The following is a 15407-nucleotide window of genomic DNA, read 5'->3' on the forward strand; positions in this document are numbered from 1 at the left end:
TCCGCTCGAAGGAGGATGTCCATGTCCCGTGTGCAGCTCGCGCTCCGTGTCGCCGACCTCGAGGCCGCCGTCGGCTTCTACTCGCGGCTGTTCGACACCCAGCCCGCCAAGCGGCGTCCCGGATACGCCAACTTCGCCATCGCCGAGCCGCCGCTGAAGCTGGTGCTGCTCGAGGGCGAGGCCGGCGAGCCGACCCGCATGGACCACCTCGGCGTCGAGGTCGCGACGACCGACCAGGTCACCGCGGCCACCGGCCGGCTGGCTGACGCCGGCCTGGCGACCCGGCCCGAGGAGAACACCACCTGCTGCTACGCCGTCCAGGACAAGGTGTGGGTGACCGGCCCGGGTGGAGAGCCGTGGGAGGTCTACACCGTGACCGGAGATGCCCGGCCGGACATCGAGGGCGTGACGACGGCGGAGCGCGCGGCCGCCTGCTGCTGAGCGGCCAGGACGATCACCCGGCGGTGGACCGTTCCCGCCGGGTGATCTGGCCGGCGATGTCCGGATCGGTGATCGCCCTGTCGGCGGCCAGCAGGAACGCCTTGGAGAGGATCACCGAGAGCATGCCGCCGTCCTCCTCGAAGGGCAGGTAGACCCTCGGGTCCTGCCCCTTCCCGCGGCTCGGGACGATGCAGAGGTACTCGTCGTCCGGGTGCATGAGGATGTTGCCCGAGCCGAGGTGGATCTTGTACGTCCGCAGGTCGCCGCGGACCTCGAGGAACCGCTCGGTGAGCGTGCACCGGTCGGCGATCCGCAGCCGGGGGACCAGGCGCTCCAGCGCCTCCCGGCGGGTCGCCGCGGCCTCCGTGAGCGCGCCGAAGCTGGCCTGCTGCCAGTACGTCTCGTGCTCACGGGCGCCCCGGGTGATCCAGGCGGGGTCGGCTGCGATCGACGTGACGCCGACGAAGAGGTCCACGTCCCGCATCGCCTCCGAGAAGACGAGCGGGGGCACCTCGGTCAGCGGGCGGTGGGACCACGCTCGGCCGACCTGTCGGCTGAAGCGCACCTGGTCGGAGCTCGCCAGTGACGGCGTTCCGTAGTCGTCCGCCGCGTCCTCGATCAGGTCGAAGAAGAACTCGGCGCGCCACCCCCCGTCGAAGGGCTTGGTCACGTGCCCCTCGAAGCCGCCGTCCCAGTAGCCGAGCGAGGTGCCGGTCCAGCCCCGCGTGCGCATCAGGGCCTGCGCCTGGGGCGCCTTGAGGATGTGGGCGGCGAATCGGTTGGAGTGGTCGCCGGTCGCCACCTCGGCGTCGGTCAGCCGGTAGATCTCGCGGAACGCCTGCTTGAAGGGCTGCCTGAGCTCCGCGGCCAGCAGGTGCTCCCGCCAGGCCCGCACCTCCTCCGACGGCGAGAGCAGCGGGTGCCAGAGCCGGACCTCGCCTGGCTCCTCGGGGGTGCCGCCGGTCAGATCGACCAGCGCCCGGTCGGCCGTGAGCAGGCAGGTGTGCACGCGGTCCCCGTCGCGCACCTGCCACAGCAGGCCCCGGACCAGGGCGCCGACGACGGGATGGTCGCGGTAGTGCTCCCGCCACTCGGCGAAGGCCCAGGCCCGGTCCTCCGCGAGCAGCTCCTCGATGCGGAGTCGCTCGGCCGACAGGGTTCGCTTGATCTCCTTGACCTCGGCCCGGAGTCTGCTCAGCTCGGTCGCCGAGCCGGTGCGCACCGCCGTCGGCACGCCGGTCAGCACCCGACCGTGGGCGTTGCGGAAGGACAGCGCGACGACCCCGGGCGGGCGGACCGCGAGGACGGCGGTGTGTTCGCCGAGCTTCTCGGTCCGCTCGCCGGCGGGGTCGAGCCCGAAGCCGGGGACGGTGCGCTCCGCCAGCTGGCCGATCGTGACGCCGGCCCTGCCCGACGCGTCCTCGAGCGCGGCGAGGACGCCCTTCAGGAGGGCGCGATGCTTGATCCGGGTCCTGGCCTGGGCGAGGTACGGCACGGCGTCGTCCCGGTCGGACAGCACCGCGATGACCGCGTTGGCTACGACCAGATCGCGGGGCGTCGACGCGTGGCCCCCCAGTCCGCCCCCGGCGACCGCGAGCAGCTCGCCGAGCAGCGGGGTGACCCACTCCTCCTTCGACTCACCGGCCAGGACGAGCAGCCCGCGGATCAGCCGGGCGGTCGACTCGTGCAGCCAGACCCAGGCCTCACAGCCCGGGGTGCCGCAGCGGCACTCGCGCGCGTGCTCGCGATGCCGTGTGGTCCGTTCCAGGACCTCCCGGACGACGCCGAGCCCCTCCTCGGCCTCGGCGAGGAGGTCGAGGCCGGTAGCGCGCCACTTCGCCGAGGGCCGTGGGCCCGGCGCCTTGACCGCGTGGAGGAAGAGTGCCGGGATGCCAGGACCGTCGAGCCGGGAACCGAGCTCCGCACGCAGGGCCGGGCCCAAGGCGTCGCCGGCGTGCAGCACGGACGGCGGCAGCGCCCGGAGCGACGCGGCGGGCCCGTCGAGCATCGCGTCCAGGCGGCGGCACAGACGCCGCCGGTCCGCGGCGTAGAGCGAGGAGTTCGCCACCTGGTCGCGGAGCAGCCGCAGCACCGCCTCGATCGGAGGCAGGTCGCCGCGCGGAAGCGTCTCTGCAGCCGCGACGGGCAGGCCCAGCCTGGCCTGATGACTCCAGCTGTCGTCGCCACCGACGATGGCCAGGCGAGCGGCCAGGTCCACCTCCTCCGCGGTCCACGCAGATGTCGGAACCGTCGTGGACGTCAGGTCCTCGACCAGTTGCAGCGCCGGCCAGACCGAGTGGACGTCGGGCGCGGTGCACGCGACCTGCTGAGCCCACAGGAGCGCGGCCCGCCGCACGGGGTCGGTCGCGTCGTTCACCGTCCCGCGATAGGCCGACAGCACCCGGCGGGCCGCCAGCACGTCATCCGGGCGAGCCAGCTCCTGGACGGGATCTCCCACTGCCCTGAGCAGCCGGCCGGCCTCGTCGATCCGCGCGGCGAGTTCCGGAGACACCGCGCAACCGTCCTGCGCCCACGCGCGGACCTCGTCGAGCAGCGTCACCTCAGCCGCCGACCAGCGGGACGAGCTTGACGAAGGCGACGTCGGACGCGGCGGTCAGGTCGACGACGTCGTCCAGGCTCTCCACCTGTCGGTCGGCGACCAGCACGAAGAAGCCGTTGCGCTCGAACGCCCGGCAGGCGACGTCGGCCTGCGCCTCCCACTCCAGCCGGCGCACCGACCGCAGCCGATAGCCGGAGCCGTCGGGGTCGGCGTCCTCGGGGCGGACGAGGCCGGTGTAGTGCGTCGACGGCGCCGCGTTGTGCCGGGCGACCTCCTCACGGACGCGGAGCCGGACGAGGTCTCGCACGGTGATGCTGTCGGGCACGTCCGGAACGTCGAAGCTGCGAAGCGACTTGCCGGTCGCCGTCTCGTCACGGAAGGTCACAGTCGCCACGCGCCGGAGTGTGCAGGATGCTGCCGACGAACGGGAGGGGGCGCCGCCCGATGGAGGGGACCGCCTGATGGACCTGGACGACGTCGCCGACGAGCTCTACGAGGTCGTGCCCGAGGAGTTCGTCTCCGCGCGCACCGCCCGGCAGGACGAGGCGAAGGCCGCCGGTGACAAGGCCCTGGCCAAGGCGATCGGCGCGCTGCCCAAGCCCTCCACCCCCGCGTGGGTGTGCAACCTGCTGGTGCGGGCGCACCGCGACGAGATCGAGGGCCTGGTCGACCTGGGGAACCTGCTCCGCGAGGCGCAGCACAACCTGGCCGGCGCCGAGCTCAAGGCGCTCGACGTGCAGCGCCGGCAGCTGCTGACCGCGCTCACCCGGCAGGCCCGGGCGGTGGCCTACGAGCGGGGCCACTCGGTCAGCACCGCGGTCGCCACCCAGGTCGAGGAGACCCTGCGTGCGGCGATGGCCGATCCCGACGCGGGCGAGGCGTTGCTGTCGGGTCGGCTCACCTCCCCGATGTCCTACAGCGGCATGGGCGAGCTGACCGGCCGGCCGAAGCTGCGCCTGGTCCCGCCGCCGGAGAAGACCGAGCGCGCTCCCGCGAGGAAGCCCGGGACGAAGCCGGCGAAGGGCGAGGGGGACTCCGCCGCCGACCGGCGCCTCCGCGAGCAGGAGGAGCGCCGCCGGGCTGCCGAGGAGAAGCGCCGTCGTGAGCTGGCCGCAGCGCAGGAGGCGGCCGAGGCGGCGACGGCGACGGCCGAGGAGGCCGAGGCCGCGCTCGACGAGCACCGCCGCGCCGCCGAGGAGCTGGCCGCCCGGCGGGGGGAGCTGCAGGCCCGGGTGGAGGAGCTGGCCGACCAGCTGGCCGAGGCCGAGCGGGAGGTGGCCGAGGCGGCCACCGCGCTCAAGCGCGAGGAGCGACGCGTCGCGGCCGCCGAGCGCGAGGCGGCCGACGCCGCGGAGGCGCGCGACTCGGCCCTCGCCCGGGTCTCCCGGCTGGACGGGACCGACGACGGGGAGCCTGTGCGCTGACGTGCCGTTCGAGGTGCCGGAACGGCACATCCGTGCACGCTGCTCCCGCGTTGGCGAACCCTCAGGCGGTCCGGCCGCTGCGCTTCCGCTGGTAGAGCTGCGCGTCGGCCCGGGCCAGGACCGTGGTCAGCGTGTCGCCCGGTCGTGCCGTGGCGACCCCACCGGTCCAGGTGAACGGATGGGTCGCGGCCAGCTGGGTCAGCAGCTCGGTCGCCGCCTCCTCGTCGGTCGCGGGCAGGCAGAGCACGAACTCGTCGCCGCCGTAGCGGCCCAGCAGGTCTGCATGCCGCAGCCGCCGGCGCCAACCGGCGGTGAGCGTGCGCAGGAGGTCGTCCCCGGCCCCGTGGCCGTCCCGGTCGTTGACCTCCTTGAAGTGGTCGAGGTCCAGGAGCGCGAAGGTCAGCGGCTCGCCGCTGCGGGTGGCCCGGGCGAGGTGGCGGGAGGCCTGCTCCTCCCACGCCCGGCGGTTCGCCAGGCCGGTGAGCGGGTCGGTGCCGGCCGCGGTCCGCAGCTGCCCCGCCAGCCGGGCCTGCACCTCCACCAGGGCGAGGGTGGTCGCGATCAGGGTGATCCAGGGCGACAGGAAGCCCGACGGCGCGGCGGCCCAGGCGCCGGCGCTGCCGGCCAGCAGCGCGAAGGTCGCGTGTGCCCGTGCGGCAGGCGGCGGGAAGAAGTGCGCCGCGTACAGCCCCAGTGCGATCAGCGCGGGGCCGAGCCCGACGATGCCCACCGCCGTGGCGGAGCGCCACGCCAGCAGACCGACCAGGGCGGAGGCGAGTGCCACCGCCGCGTGCAGCACCCACGGCCGCACGCGGCGGGCCGCTCCCAGACCGGCGCCGACGCCCAGGCCGAGGAGGCCGAGGGGCAGCAGCAGGGCGACCGGGGTCCCGCGGTGCATCGGAAGAGCGGCGCCGATCAGGCAGAGCACTCCGCTGACGGCGTACAGCGTCGCCAGCAGCGTCGTGGCCGTTCCTCGCCCGGTGTGCACGCCGTTCTCCTCCCCGTCGGCGACCATCCTGCTGGACACGACCGGCGGCTGTTGTGCGCCCCCCGGCCCGTGCCCCTCCATGGGGGTGCGTCCGTCGCTGCGGCCTCGTACCGTTCCGGGGGCGGCAGCTCCCGCACCCGGGGCGCTGAGACGACGGAGGCGCGACCCTCCTCCAGGAGGTGCGCGCATGGAGTCCACCGCCCGTCGTCCTCCGGCCGAGACGGGGACCACCCTCGGGGTGGAGGAGGAATTCCACCTCGTCGATCCCGAGACCTTCGCGCTCGCTCCCAGCCCCGGGCTGGCGGCCGCGGCGGTGCGCTCCGAGCTCGGCGAGCGGGTGCACGCCGAGATCACCACCACCCAGCTGGAGACGGCGACCGGCGTCTGCCGCTCGCTCGGCGAGCTCCGGGCCGAGCTGACGACAGCGCGGGCGCAGGCCCGGTCGGCGGCGGCCGACGCCGGTGTGGCGTTGCTCGCGGCGTCGACCCACCCGTTCGCCGGCTGGCGCGAGCAGGTGATCACCCCGGACCCGCGCTACGAGGCGATGGTGGACCGGTGGGCCGGTCTCGCCCTGCGTCAGGACATCGCCGGCTGCCACGTGCACGTGGGCGTCCCCGACGTGGAGACGGCGGTCGCCGTGCTGGACCGGGCCCGGCCCTACCTGCCGCTGCTGCTGGCGATGACGGGCAGCTCGCCGTTCCACGACGGCGCCGACACCGGCTACGAGAGCTACCGGACGCTCTGGTGGGGCCGCTGGCCGCACACCGGCATCCCCGAGCCGCTGGGCACCGAGGCCGGCTACCGCGAGGTGGTCGACGGGCTGGTCGCGGCCGGCGTGGTCGGCGACGCGTCGCACCTCTACTGGGACGTGCGCCCCTCCTCCCACCTGCCCACGCTGGAGTTCCGGCTGGCCGACGTGTGCACCGACCTGGACGACGTCGTGCTGCACGCGGCCCTGGTGCGCTCGCTCGTGCGGGTGCTGGCTGCCCGCGCCGAGCGAGGGGAGCCGGTGCCGCAGCCCCGCCGCGAGCTGCTGCGGGCGGCGCGCTGGCGAGCCGCCCGCGACGGCATCAGCGGTCAGCTGTTCGATCCGCTGGCCGGGCACGTCGTCGACGCACGGACGGCGGTGGAGCGGCTGCTCGCCGAACTGGCCGACGACCTCGCCGAGCGCGGGGAGGAGGACGAGGTGCGCGCGCTGGTGGGGCAGCTGTTCGCCAGGGGCACCTCGGCGGTGCGGCAGCGGGCCACCTGGCGGCGGACGGGCGACCTGCGCGAGGTCGCCGCCGCGATCGTCCGCGAGGGGCAGGAGATCGGCTGAGCGGGTGCACCGGCGGAACGGGGCGGATTCCGTCCGCCGGTGCCGGGCTCAGGCGGATTCGCGGTTGGTGGCGTCCTCGTTCTCCGGGGAGGTGTTCTTCGGCCCCCCGGTCTTGGAGACCTCCCAGCCGGTGCCGAGCGTCTCGAGCGCGAGCCGCCCGTAGACCTGCTGCTGGGTGGCGACGCGCTCGGATCGGCCGCGGCCGAGGAAGCTGACCATCCAGTGCAGGACCGTGGTGACGCGGCTCTTGAAGCCGACGATGTACATGAGGTGGACCACCAGCCACAGCACCCAGGCGATGAACCCGCTGAACTTGAACCTGCCGATGTCGGCCACCGCGGAGAACCGCGAGATCGTCGCCATCGAACCCTTGTCGAAGTACTTGAAGGGCTTCTCCTGAGGTGCCTTGCCGGTCGCGCGACGCTTGATGGTGTCCGCGGCGTAGCGGCCGCCCTGGATGGCGACCTGGGCGACGCCGGGCAGCTTGTCCAGCGCCATCATGTCGCCGACGACGTGGATCTCGGGGTGGCCGGGCAGCGTCAGGTCCGGCTGCACGGAGATGCGGCCCGCGCGGTCGACCTCGGCGCCGGTCTGCTCGCCGAGCATCCGACCGAGGCCGCTGGCCTGCACACCCGCGGCCCAGATCTTGGTGGCCGCGGGGATGCGGCGCGTCTGGTCGTCGGTGTCCTTGACCGTGAGGCCGTCGGCGTCGACGTCGACGACCATGGCGCCCAGCTGCACCTCGACGCCGATGTCGTTGAGCTTGCGGCGGGCGGCGTTGCCGAGCTTCTCACCGAAGGGGGGCAGGACGGCCGGCGCGGCGTCGAGCAGGATCACCCGGGCGCTGCCGGGGTTGATCCGGCGGAAGTCGCGGCGGAGCGTGCGGCGGGCCAGCTCGGCGATCTGGCCGGCCATCTCCACGCCGGTCGGGCCGGCCCCGACGACGACGAAGGTGAGCAGCCGGTCGATCTCGGCGGGGTCGGTGGCGATCTCGGCGAGCTCGAAGGCGCCGAAGATGCGGCCGCGGATCTCCAAGGCGTCGTCGATGCTCTTCATGCCGGGCGCGAACTCGGCGAACTGGTCGTTGCCGAAGTAGGACTGGCCGGCGCCGGCGGCCACGATCAGCTCGTCGTAGGGGTGCACCGTCGCGCGCCCGAGGATCTCCGAGGTCACCGTCCGGTTCTCGACGTCGATGGTCGTGACCTCGCCGAGCACCACGCGGGCATTCGTCTGCCGGCGCAGGATCTCGCGGGTGGCCGGGGCGATCTCGCCCTCGGAGAGGATGCCCGTGGCCACCTGGTAGAGCAGCGGCTGGAACAGGTGCTGGGCGGTCTTGCCGATGAGGGTGATGTCCACCGGCGCCTTGTCCAGGGCGCGGGCGGCGAACAGGCCGCCGAAACCGGAGCCGACGATGACGACGCGCGGACGGCCGCCGGGGGTGGAGCTCGGGACGTCTGCGTGCGCTGGTGATGTCGTCATGATGTTTCCCATCCTCCCACTCGGGCGCGGAGCAGCCCGCGCACTCCGGCGAGATGCAGCTCACACCGTGTGCACTGGGCTCGCGAGCACGGCGCCGGGCCGGTAGACCCTCGGGGTGCCCACTCCGGTGTCCCTCGTGCTGGTGCCCGGTCTGGGCCTGGATGAACGTTCCTCGCGCCGGTTGCGCGAATTGATCCCCGGCGTCGTGGCGCGCCTGCCCGGGATGGGGAGGCCAGAGCCGGTCCCGTCGCTCCACGAGCTGGCCGCGGCGCTGCGGGCCGGGCTGCCCGACCGGCCGGTCGTGCTGGTCGGCCACTCGCAGAGCTGCCAAGTCGTCGCGCGGGCCGCGCACGACCCCCGGGTGACCGGCGTCGTCCTGTGCGGCCCCACGACCGATCCGCGGATGCGCCCGCTGCGGGTGCTGGCGTGGCGCTGGCTGCGGACCGCCGTCGCCGAGCCGTGGTGGCAGGTGCCGCTGGTGCTGGGCCAGTGGTGGCACACCGGGCCGCGGGCGATGACCGCGCTGTGGCGGACGGCTGCGCCCGAGCGGATCGAGGAGGACCTGGCCGGGCTGCCGGTACCCGTCGTCGTCGTGCGCGGCTCCCGGGACGCCCTCTGTCCGGCCGACTGGGCCCGGCAGGTGGCTGCCGCGGCGTCGCGCGGGCAGCTGGTCGAGCTGCCCGGCGCGGCGCACATGACCCCGCAGACCCACCCGGAGCAGCTGGCCCGGATGGTCGGCGACTACTGGCCGTCGGTGCGGCCGCGCACCTCCGCATAGCGCTCCCGGACGTGCGTCGCCGGCGCCGCGTCGAACTCCTGCAGCCCCGGCTGCGCCCACTCCGGCGCGGCGTCGGCGCCGGAGAGCACCCAGGCAGCCTGGCGCGCGGCGCCGTCGGCCACGTACTCGCCCGGCGGCGGCACGAGCACCGGCCGGCCGAAGATCCCGGGCGCCAGCTGCTGGACGGCGGGGGAGCGGGCCGCACCGCCGATGAGCAGCACCCGCTCCACGGTGACGCCCTGCGCGACGACCGCCTCGATGCCGTCGGCGAGGCCGCACAGCAGCCCCTCGACCGCGGCCCGCGCCCAGTGCGCGGGCGTGGACGACCGCAGCGTCAGCCCGTGCACCGAGCCGGTGGCATTCGGCAGGTTCGGCGTCCGCTCGCCCTCCAGGTAGGGCACGAGCACCAGCCCGTCGGCGCCCGAGGGGGCCGACAGCGCCAGGTCCGAGAGCGTGGCGTGGTCGACGCCGAGGAGCGCGGCCGCGGCGTCGAGCACCCGGGCGGCGTTCATCGTGGCGACCAGCGGGAGGTGGTTGCCGGTGGCGTCGGCGAACCCGGCGACGGTGCCGGTCACGTCCGCGACCGCGGTGGGCGTCACCGCCGACACGACGCCGGAGGTGCCGATCGAGACGACGACGTCGCCGGGCCGGGCGGCGAGACCGAGCGCGGCGGCGGCGTTGTCGCCGGTGCCGGGGCCGAGCACCGTGCGCCCGCCGGCCAGCGCCCCGACCCGCTCGGCCGGTCCGGCCACCCGTGGGACGGCGGGACGGCGACCGCGCATTGCGAGTTCCAGCAGGTCGAAGCGGTACTCGCCGGTGCGCGCCGACCAGTAGGCGGTGCCGCTGGCGTCGCCGCGGTCGGTGACCAGCGAGCCGAGGTCGCGGTCGGCCGAGAGCCGCCAGGTCAGCCAGTCGTGGGGGAGGCAGACGGCGGCGGTGCGGTCGGCGTTGGCGGGTTCGGCGTCGGCCAGCCAGCGCAGCTTCGTCGCGGTGAACGAGGCGACGGGAACCACGCCCACGGCGTCGGCCCAGGCCTGCCGGCCGGCCGCCTGGTCGCCGTCGCCGAGCTCGCGGATGAGGTCGGCGGCCGCCGGTGCGGAGCGGACGTCGTTCCACAGCAGGGCGTCGCGGACGACCTCGCCGCCGGCGTCCAGGCAGACCATGCCGTGCTGCTGGCCGCCGACGGACAGCGCCTCGACGTCGTCCAGCCCGCCGGCCTCGGCGGCAGCGGTGCGGAACGCCTCCTCCCAGGCGCGGGGCGACACCTCGGTCCCGGCCGGGTGGGACGCGCGGCCGGAGCGCACCAGCTCGCCGGTGTCGGCGTCGCGCACCACGACCTTGCAGGCCTGCGTGGACGTGTCGACGCCCGCGACGAGCGTCATCGGGCGGAGCCGGGGAGTGACAAGGAGGTCATGGGTTCGGCACCTTAGGCGGCTCCTCGGAGACCCGCGAGAGCGACTCGTCTTGACCGCCCGCACCGGCGGACCTAATTTGTTTGCGCAACGTACTAATTTCGGCGATCGTGACGAGGGGGTGGCATGACCGAGGAACCATCGCTCTACGACGGCTCGTCCGAGCGCCGCGCCCCGGCCGACCAGGCCACCGTCCGGCGCACCAACCTCGGGCTGGTCCTGCGCCACCTCCGCGACCACGGCCCGCGGTCCCGCGCACGCATCGCCCAGGAGACCGGCCTGAACAAGGCCACCGTGTCGAGCCTGGTGGCCGAGCTCGCCGAGCGACGGCTGGTCAGCGCCGGGGAGGTCGACCGGGCCGGATCGGTCGGACGGCCCGGGCTGCTCGTGCACCTGGACGGCCGGTGCGTCTGCGGGATCGGCGTCGAGCTCAACGTCGACTACGTCGCGGTGCTCGTGCTCGACCTGCGCGGCGAGGTGCTGTTCGAGCGGCGGCACGCCCTCGACATCCCCTCGCTCGGCGCGGAGGAGACCCTCGACGCGGTCGCCGGCGCGGTGTCCGAGGCCGTCGCCGCGACCGCCGAGCTGGGCGCGCGCCCGGCGGGTGCGACCGTCGCCGTCGCCGGCCTGGTCCGCAGCGTCGACGGCGTCGTCACCCTGGCGCCCAACATCGGCTGGAAGGACGTCGCGGTGCTCGACGGGCTCCGCGCCCGGCTCGGCGTCGACTTCCCGATCCGGGTCGAGAACGACGCCAACCTGTCGGCGATCGCCGAGTGGGCCATGGGTGCCGAGGCCCGCACGCCCGACCTCGTCTACCTCACCGGTGAGGTCGGTGTCGGTGGCGGCGTCATCGTCGCGGGCCGGCTGCTCCGCGGCGCCGGTGGCCTGTCCGGCGAGGTCGGCCACACGTCGCTCGGCGACCCCGACGTCGTCTGCGGCTGCGGACGGCGCGGGTGCTGGGAGACCGTCGTCGGCCTGGCCGCGCTGCTGCGCGCCGCCGCCGACCCCGGCGACCCGGTCCGCGACCCCGGCCGCGACCTGGAGACCCGGCTGGCCGAGGTGGCCCGCCGTGCGGAGGCCGGCGACCGGCGCACCCTCGACGCGCTCGCCCAGGTCGGGACGTCGCTCGGCACCGGCGCGGCCGTCCTGATCAACGTCTTCAATCCGCGGGTGGTGCTGCTCGGCGGTTACTTCGCCGTGCTGGGCCGGTTCCTCATGGAGCCTCTGCTCGCCGAGCTCGAGTCCCGCGTCCTGGGCCCGGGCATGGCCGGTGCCCGCGTCGTCCTCTCCACCCTCGGCTTCACCGCCGCCGTCCGGGGCGGCGCGCACGTCGCCCTCGAGTCGGTCTTCGACGACCCCACTCTCGTCCACCAGGTCGACGACGACCTGGTGTCCCCGTCCGATCCGGAAAGAGAACCCGCATGAGCGACCGCTACACCCCCACCAAGGACGACAAGTTCAGCTTCGGCCTCTGGACCGTGGGCTGGCAGGGCGTCGACGTCTTCGGTGGCGCGGTGCGCCCGGTCCTGGACCCGGTCGAGTCGGTGCACCGGCTCGCCGAGCTCGGTGCCGCCGCCGTGACCTTCCACGACGACGACCTCGTTCCCGACGACGCCACCCGCGACGCCACCCTCGAGCGCTTCAAGAAGGCGCTGGCCGAGACCGGCGTCGGCGTCGAGATGGCCACCACCAACCTGTTCGGCGCCCCGGTCTTCAAGGACGGCGGGTTCACCGCCAACGACCGTGCCGTCCGCCGGTACGCGATCGCCAAGGTGCTGCGCAACATCGACCTGGCCGCCGAGCTGGGCGCGAAGACCTACGTGCTGTGGGGCGGCCGCGAGGGTGCGGAGTCCGGTGGCAGCAAGGACGTCTCGGCCGCGCTCGACCGCTACAAGGAGGGCCTCGACGTCCTCTGCTCCTACGTGCGGGAGAAGGGCTACGACATGCGCTTCGCCCTCGAGCCCAAGCCGAACGAGCCGCGTGGCGACATCCTGCTGCCGACCATCGGGCACGCGATCGCGTTCATCAACGAGCTGGACGAGCCGACCCGCGTGGGCCTCAACCCCGAGGTCGGGCACGAGGAGATGGCCGGGCTGAACTTCGCCCAGGGCATCGCCCAGGCGCTGTGGCACGACAAGCTCTTCCACGTCGACCTCAACGGCCAGCACGGCCCGCGCTTCGACCAGGACCTGCGCTTCGGCGCCGGCAACCTGCGCGGCGCTTTCTGGACCGTCGACACCCTGCTGGGTGCCGGCTCCGGCAAGGCCTACGACGGCTACCTGCACTTCGACTACAAGCCCCCGCGCACCGAGGACATCGACGGTGTCTGGGAGACCGCCCGCGCCTGCATGCGCAACTACCTGATCCTCAAGGAGAAGGCGCAGGCGTTCCGCGCGGACCCGGAGGTCGCCGAGGCGCTGGAGGCCGCTCGGGTGGCCGAGCTCGCCGTCCCGACCCTGGCCGAGGGCGAGTCGCTGGACGCGCTGCGCAACGAGGCTCACGACCCGGAGACCCTGGGGGCGCGCGGCCTGCAGTTCGAGCGGCTCGACCAGCTGGCGATGGAGCACCTGCTCGGCGTCCGCTGACCCGTACCGGAGCGGGCGGGCGGGGTCACGGCCCGCCCGCTCCGGTCAGGCCCGTCGCCGGAAGGCGACGACGGCCAGCACGGCGAGGACGACCACTGCGGCGGCCTCGATCCAGAACGTCTCCGCCCACAGGGGCGCGGCCGTGGTCTCCACGAAGCCGAACAGCCCCACGGTGGTCGAGAGCACCAGCGCCGCCAGGCTCCCCGCGGCGACCAGGGCGCCGGCGACGGCCACCCAGCGGAGCAGCCCCCGGAGGGGGATCAGGAGCAGTGCCGCGAGCAGGAAGCCGGCGGCGGCGTTGGCCAGGAATCCCGGGCCGATGACGTCGATGCTCCGGTAGCCGTCCCGCCACAGGTCGATGTGGATCCAGGCCATCGCGCCCAGGACCACCGCGCCGGTCAGGCGCAGCGCCCACACGAGGGCCATCAGGTGACCTGGACGGTCAGTTCCATGCCCATCGAGCGGTGCGCGCCGATGGAGCAGTAGAAGACGTACTCGCCGGGCTCGAGGTCCACCGTGACGGTGGTGGACTCGCCGGGGCCGATCGTGTCGGAGGCCGCGATGTCCTCGCCGTCCAGTTCCACGACGAGGTCGTGGGTGGCGCTGCCGTCGTTGACGACCTCGATCTCGTAACTGCCGGCGGTGAGCTCCGACTCCTCCAGGGCGATGCTGAAGTCGTCCTCGGTCGCGGTGATGGTCTGGACGGCGCTCTCCGAGCCAGTGGACGACGAGGGCGCCGCCGACGACGAGGACGTCGACTCCTCGCTCGAGCTGGGGGCGGCGTCCGGGGTGTCCATGCCGCCGCTGCAGGCGGACACGGCGGCGAGGGCGCCGGCGAGCACTGCGGCCGCGGCGAGGCGGCGGGGGCGACCGACGATCCGGTGGGGGGTGCGGTACATGGAGCACTCCTCGGGTAGGCGGGCCCGCCGCCAGGGTGCACGCGGGCCCCGCGCATCCCGGGCGACCGGTCGGCTACCGGGGATGTCAGGTGTTCGCACGCCGGGGCCGGGTCGGATGGGTGGCCCCGGCCCACCCGTCGACGACGCCCACGGCCCATGCGGTTCGAACGGCTCGACCAGCTGGCGACGGAGCACCTGCTCGGCGGTGGATGCGGCGGTTCAGGCCTGCAGCGCGAGGGCCAGGCAGCTGACGGCGAGCGCCGCGCTCACCGGCGTCATCACGAGCCGCTCGGCCCGGCTGCGGGAGAAGGCGTTCGGCAGGATGCTGACGGCGAAGTAGGCGGTCAGCAGCCAGATGCCGAGGTTCGGGCCGCTCTGGAGCTCCGGGTCCGAGGCCAGGAGGGCCGTGTCCCAGACGACGAGGGCGAACAGCACGTAGAGCACGATCGCGGCGGCGCTGCCGAATCGCCGACGCCGGGGGAGGACCTGGTGCGCGCCGCCCCACGTCAGGTGCCCCAGAGGTGCTCCGGCGATGAGCGCGACCTGGAGGACGGCGAGGCCGGCCAGGAGCGCGACGGCGACGACCGCCGGAACGACGACCACGAGCGGTCAGACCGAGAGCGTGGCGGCCAGCTCGGCGGCGTCGTCGGTGCCGACCAGCAGGGTGTCGTAGGGCTGGCCGCTCAACCGCAGGCGGAGGGCGGGCTGGTTGCGGCGGACCGAGACGTAGGTCTTCTCGCCGCGCCGCCGCCAGGTGCCGATGGCGCGCAGGCCCGGCAGTCCGAGACCCGGCGCCCGCAGTCCGCGCAGCGCGCCGAGGCCGGAGGGCACGGCCTCCGCGGAGGTCACGGCCGACAGCGGAACCTCGAGGTCCCGCAGCAGGCCGAACACCTTCTCGGTGCCGGTGAGGGAGACCCGCAGGGCCCCGGGGCCGGTCTCGATCGTCGCCATGACGCCGACGCTCTCACACCGGGGCCGCTCCGCGAGGTCAGTCGAGCGTGCGCGCCGCCTTCACTGCCTTCTTGTTGGCCTTGGCGAGCACCTTCGCGGCCTTGCGCACCTGGCGGGGCTTGCGGTCCACCGTGCCCCGGACCAGGAGCCCGATACCGATGCCGAGCAGCCAGCTGTCCTTGGCGATGGCCAGGCCCTGCTCGGTGGGGGCGAGGCTGCCTTCCTTCCGCATGCCCGGCGTCTTCAGGTACAGGCCGAGCAGGCCGCCGGAGAAAGCGGTCAGCGTGGCACCGGCCAGGGCTGTGGGCACGAAGGGGGTCAGCAGCGCGGCGCCGACGGCGATCTCCGCCGCTGCCAGGCCCTTGGCGAACTGCTGCGGAGGCACGTTGGCCAGGAACGGGTAGGTGCCGGCGGCGAAGCCATGCATGCCGGCGGCGGCCTCTTCGTCGGCGCCGCGCTTGCCGAGGCCGCTGTTGAGGATGAAGGCGCCGGCGGAGATCCGGGGCGCGATCTCGGACAGGGTGATGGGCAGGCCCATGGGAGTACCTCGCTCGTGTCGGACGTGTGGTCGT

At 74.3% G+C, this 15407-nt stretch carries 16 protein-coding genes; 6 read left to right on the forward strand and 10 right to left on the reverse strand.

Annotated elements, in window-relative coordinates:
- Positions 1–21: 21 nt before the first annotated feature.
- On the forward strand, positions 22–441 hold the full coding sequence (locus LBW97_RS17260; RefSeq protein ID WP_224500592.1) for an ArsI/CadI family heavy metal resistance metalloenzyme: 420 nt from the start codon (positions 22–24) through the stop codon (positions 439–441).
- 13 nt (positions 442–454) lie between these two features.
- On the opposite strand, the gene LBW97_RS17265 is transcribed toward LBW97_RS17260, so the two are convergent.
- Both LBW97_RS17265 and LBW97_RS17270 read right to left on the reverse strand, forming a co-directional pair.
- Complete coding sequence (locus tag LBW97_RS17265) at positions 455–2953, reverse strand: DUF4132 domain-containing protein (RefSeq protein ID WP_224500593.1); 2499 nt, start codon at positions 2951–2953, stop codon at positions 455–457.
- Between the two features lie 49 nt (positions 2954–3002).
- Positions 3003–3395: a hypothetical protein gene (locus tag LBW97_RS17270; protein WP_224500594.1), complete on the reverse strand. Its 393-nt coding sequence runs from the start codon at positions 3393–3395 to the stop codon at positions 3003–3005.
- A gap of 67 nt (positions 3396–3462) precedes the next feature.
- Between LBW97_RS17270 and LBW97_RS17275 the strand changes: the two genes are divergently transcribed.
- A complete protein-coding gene (locus tag LBW97_RS17275) occupies positions 3463–4425 on the forward strand; it encodes a hypothetical protein (RefSeq protein ID WP_224500595.1) in 963 nt (320 codons plus the stop codon).
- 61 nt (positions 4426–4486) lie between these two features.
- On the opposite strand, the gene LBW97_RS17280 is transcribed toward LBW97_RS17275, so the two are convergent.
- On the reverse strand, positions 4487–5452 hold the full coding sequence (locus tag LBW97_RS17280; protein WP_224500596.1) for a GGDEF domain-containing protein: 966 nt from the start codon (positions 5450–5452) through the stop codon (positions 4487–4489).
- Between the two features lie 148 nt (positions 5453–5600).
- Between LBW97_RS17280 and LBW97_RS17285 the strand changes: the two genes are divergently transcribed.
- Complete coding sequence (locus LBW97_RS17285) at positions 5601–6731, forward strand: glutamate--cysteine ligase (RefSeq protein WP_224500597.1); 1131 nt, start codon at positions 5601–5603, stop codon at positions 6729–6731.
- 48 nt (positions 6732–6779) lie between these two features.
- On the opposite strand, the gene LBW97_RS17290 is transcribed toward LBW97_RS17285, so the two are convergent.
- Entirely contained in the window at positions 6780–8210 is a 1431-nt protein-coding gene (locus tag LBW97_RS17290) for an NAD(P)/FAD-dependent oxidoreductase (protein ID WP_224500598.1), read from the reverse strand.
- A gap of 115 nt (positions 8211–8325) precedes the next feature.
- Here LBW97_RS17290 and LBW97_RS17295 point away from each other — a divergent pair, with 115 nt between their 5' ends.
- Complete coding sequence (locus tag LBW97_RS17295; RefSeq protein WP_224500599.1) at positions 8326–8988, forward strand: alpha/beta fold hydrolase; 663 nt, start codon at positions 8326–8328, stop codon at positions 8986–8988.
- Here LBW97_RS17295 and LBW97_RS17300 read toward each other — a convergent pair.
- A complete protein-coding gene (locus tag LBW97_RS17300; RefSeq protein WP_224500600.1) occupies positions 8952–10370 on the reverse strand; it encodes a xylulokinase in 1419 nt (472 codons plus the stop codon). The genes LBW97_RS17295 and LBW97_RS17300 overlap by 37 nt on opposite strands.
- 156 nt (positions 10371–10526) lie before the next feature.
- Here LBW97_RS17300 and LBW97_RS17305 point away from each other — a divergent pair, with 156 nt between their 5' ends.
- Both LBW97_RS17305 and xylA read left to right on the forward strand, forming a co-directional pair.
- Positions 10527–11825 (forward strand): ROK family transcriptional regulator, encoded by a 1299-nt coding sequence (locus LBW97_RS17305; RefSeq protein WP_224500601.1) that lies wholly within the window; start codon positions 10527–10529, stop codon positions 11823–11825.
- A complete protein-coding gene (gene xylA, locus LBW97_RS17310; RefSeq protein WP_224500602.1) occupies positions 11822–12985 on the forward strand; it encodes a xylose isomerase in 1164 nt (387 codons plus the stop codon). The genes LBW97_RS17305 and xylA overlap by 4 nt, the downstream gene beginning before the upstream one ends.
- A gap of 45 nt (positions 12986–13030) precedes the next feature.
- Here xylA and LBW97_RS17315 read toward each other — a convergent pair whose 3' ends face one another.
- The 5 genes from LBW97_RS17315 to LBW97_RS17335 all read right to left on the reverse strand — a co-directional run bounded on the left by LBW97_RS17315 (position 13031) and on the right by LBW97_RS17335 (position 15373).
- Positions 13031–13411, reverse strand: coding sequence for a hypothetical protein (locus LBW97_RS17315; protein WP_224500603.1), 381 nt, complete (start codon positions 13409–13411; stop codon positions 13031–13033).
- The gene (locus tag LBW97_RS17320; RefSeq protein ID WP_224500604.1) at positions 13411–13884 is read right to left on the reverse strand and encodes a plastocyanin/azurin family copper-binding protein; all 474 of its coding nucleotides are present in this window, start codon (positions 13882–13884) and stop codon (positions 13411–13413) included. The genes LBW97_RS17315 and LBW97_RS17320 overlap by 1 nt, the downstream gene beginning before the upstream one ends.
- Before the next feature lie 219 nt (positions 13885–14103).
- Positions 14104–14487, reverse strand: a complete 384-nt coding sequence (locus LBW97_RS17325; protein WP_224500605.1) for a hypothetical protein — start codon at positions 14485–14487, stop codon at positions 14104–14106.
- Positions 14488–14493: 6 nt separating this feature from the next.
- Positions 14494–14835, reverse strand: a complete 342-nt coding sequence (locus LBW97_RS17330; RefSeq protein WP_224500606.1) for a hypothetical protein — start codon at positions 14833–14835, stop codon at positions 14494–14496.
- Between the two features lie 37 nt (positions 14836–14872).
- Entirely contained in the window at positions 14873–15373 is a 501-nt protein-coding gene (locus tag LBW97_RS17335) for a hypothetical protein (protein ID WP_224500607.1), read from the reverse strand.
- Between the last annotated feature and the right edge of the window lie 34 nt (positions 15374–15407).

The sequence above is a fragment of the Blastococcus sp. LR1 genome (genome assembly GCF_020166105.1).
Lineage (GTDB): Bacteria > Actinomycetota > Actinomycetes > Mycobacteriales > Geodermatophilaceae > Blastococcus.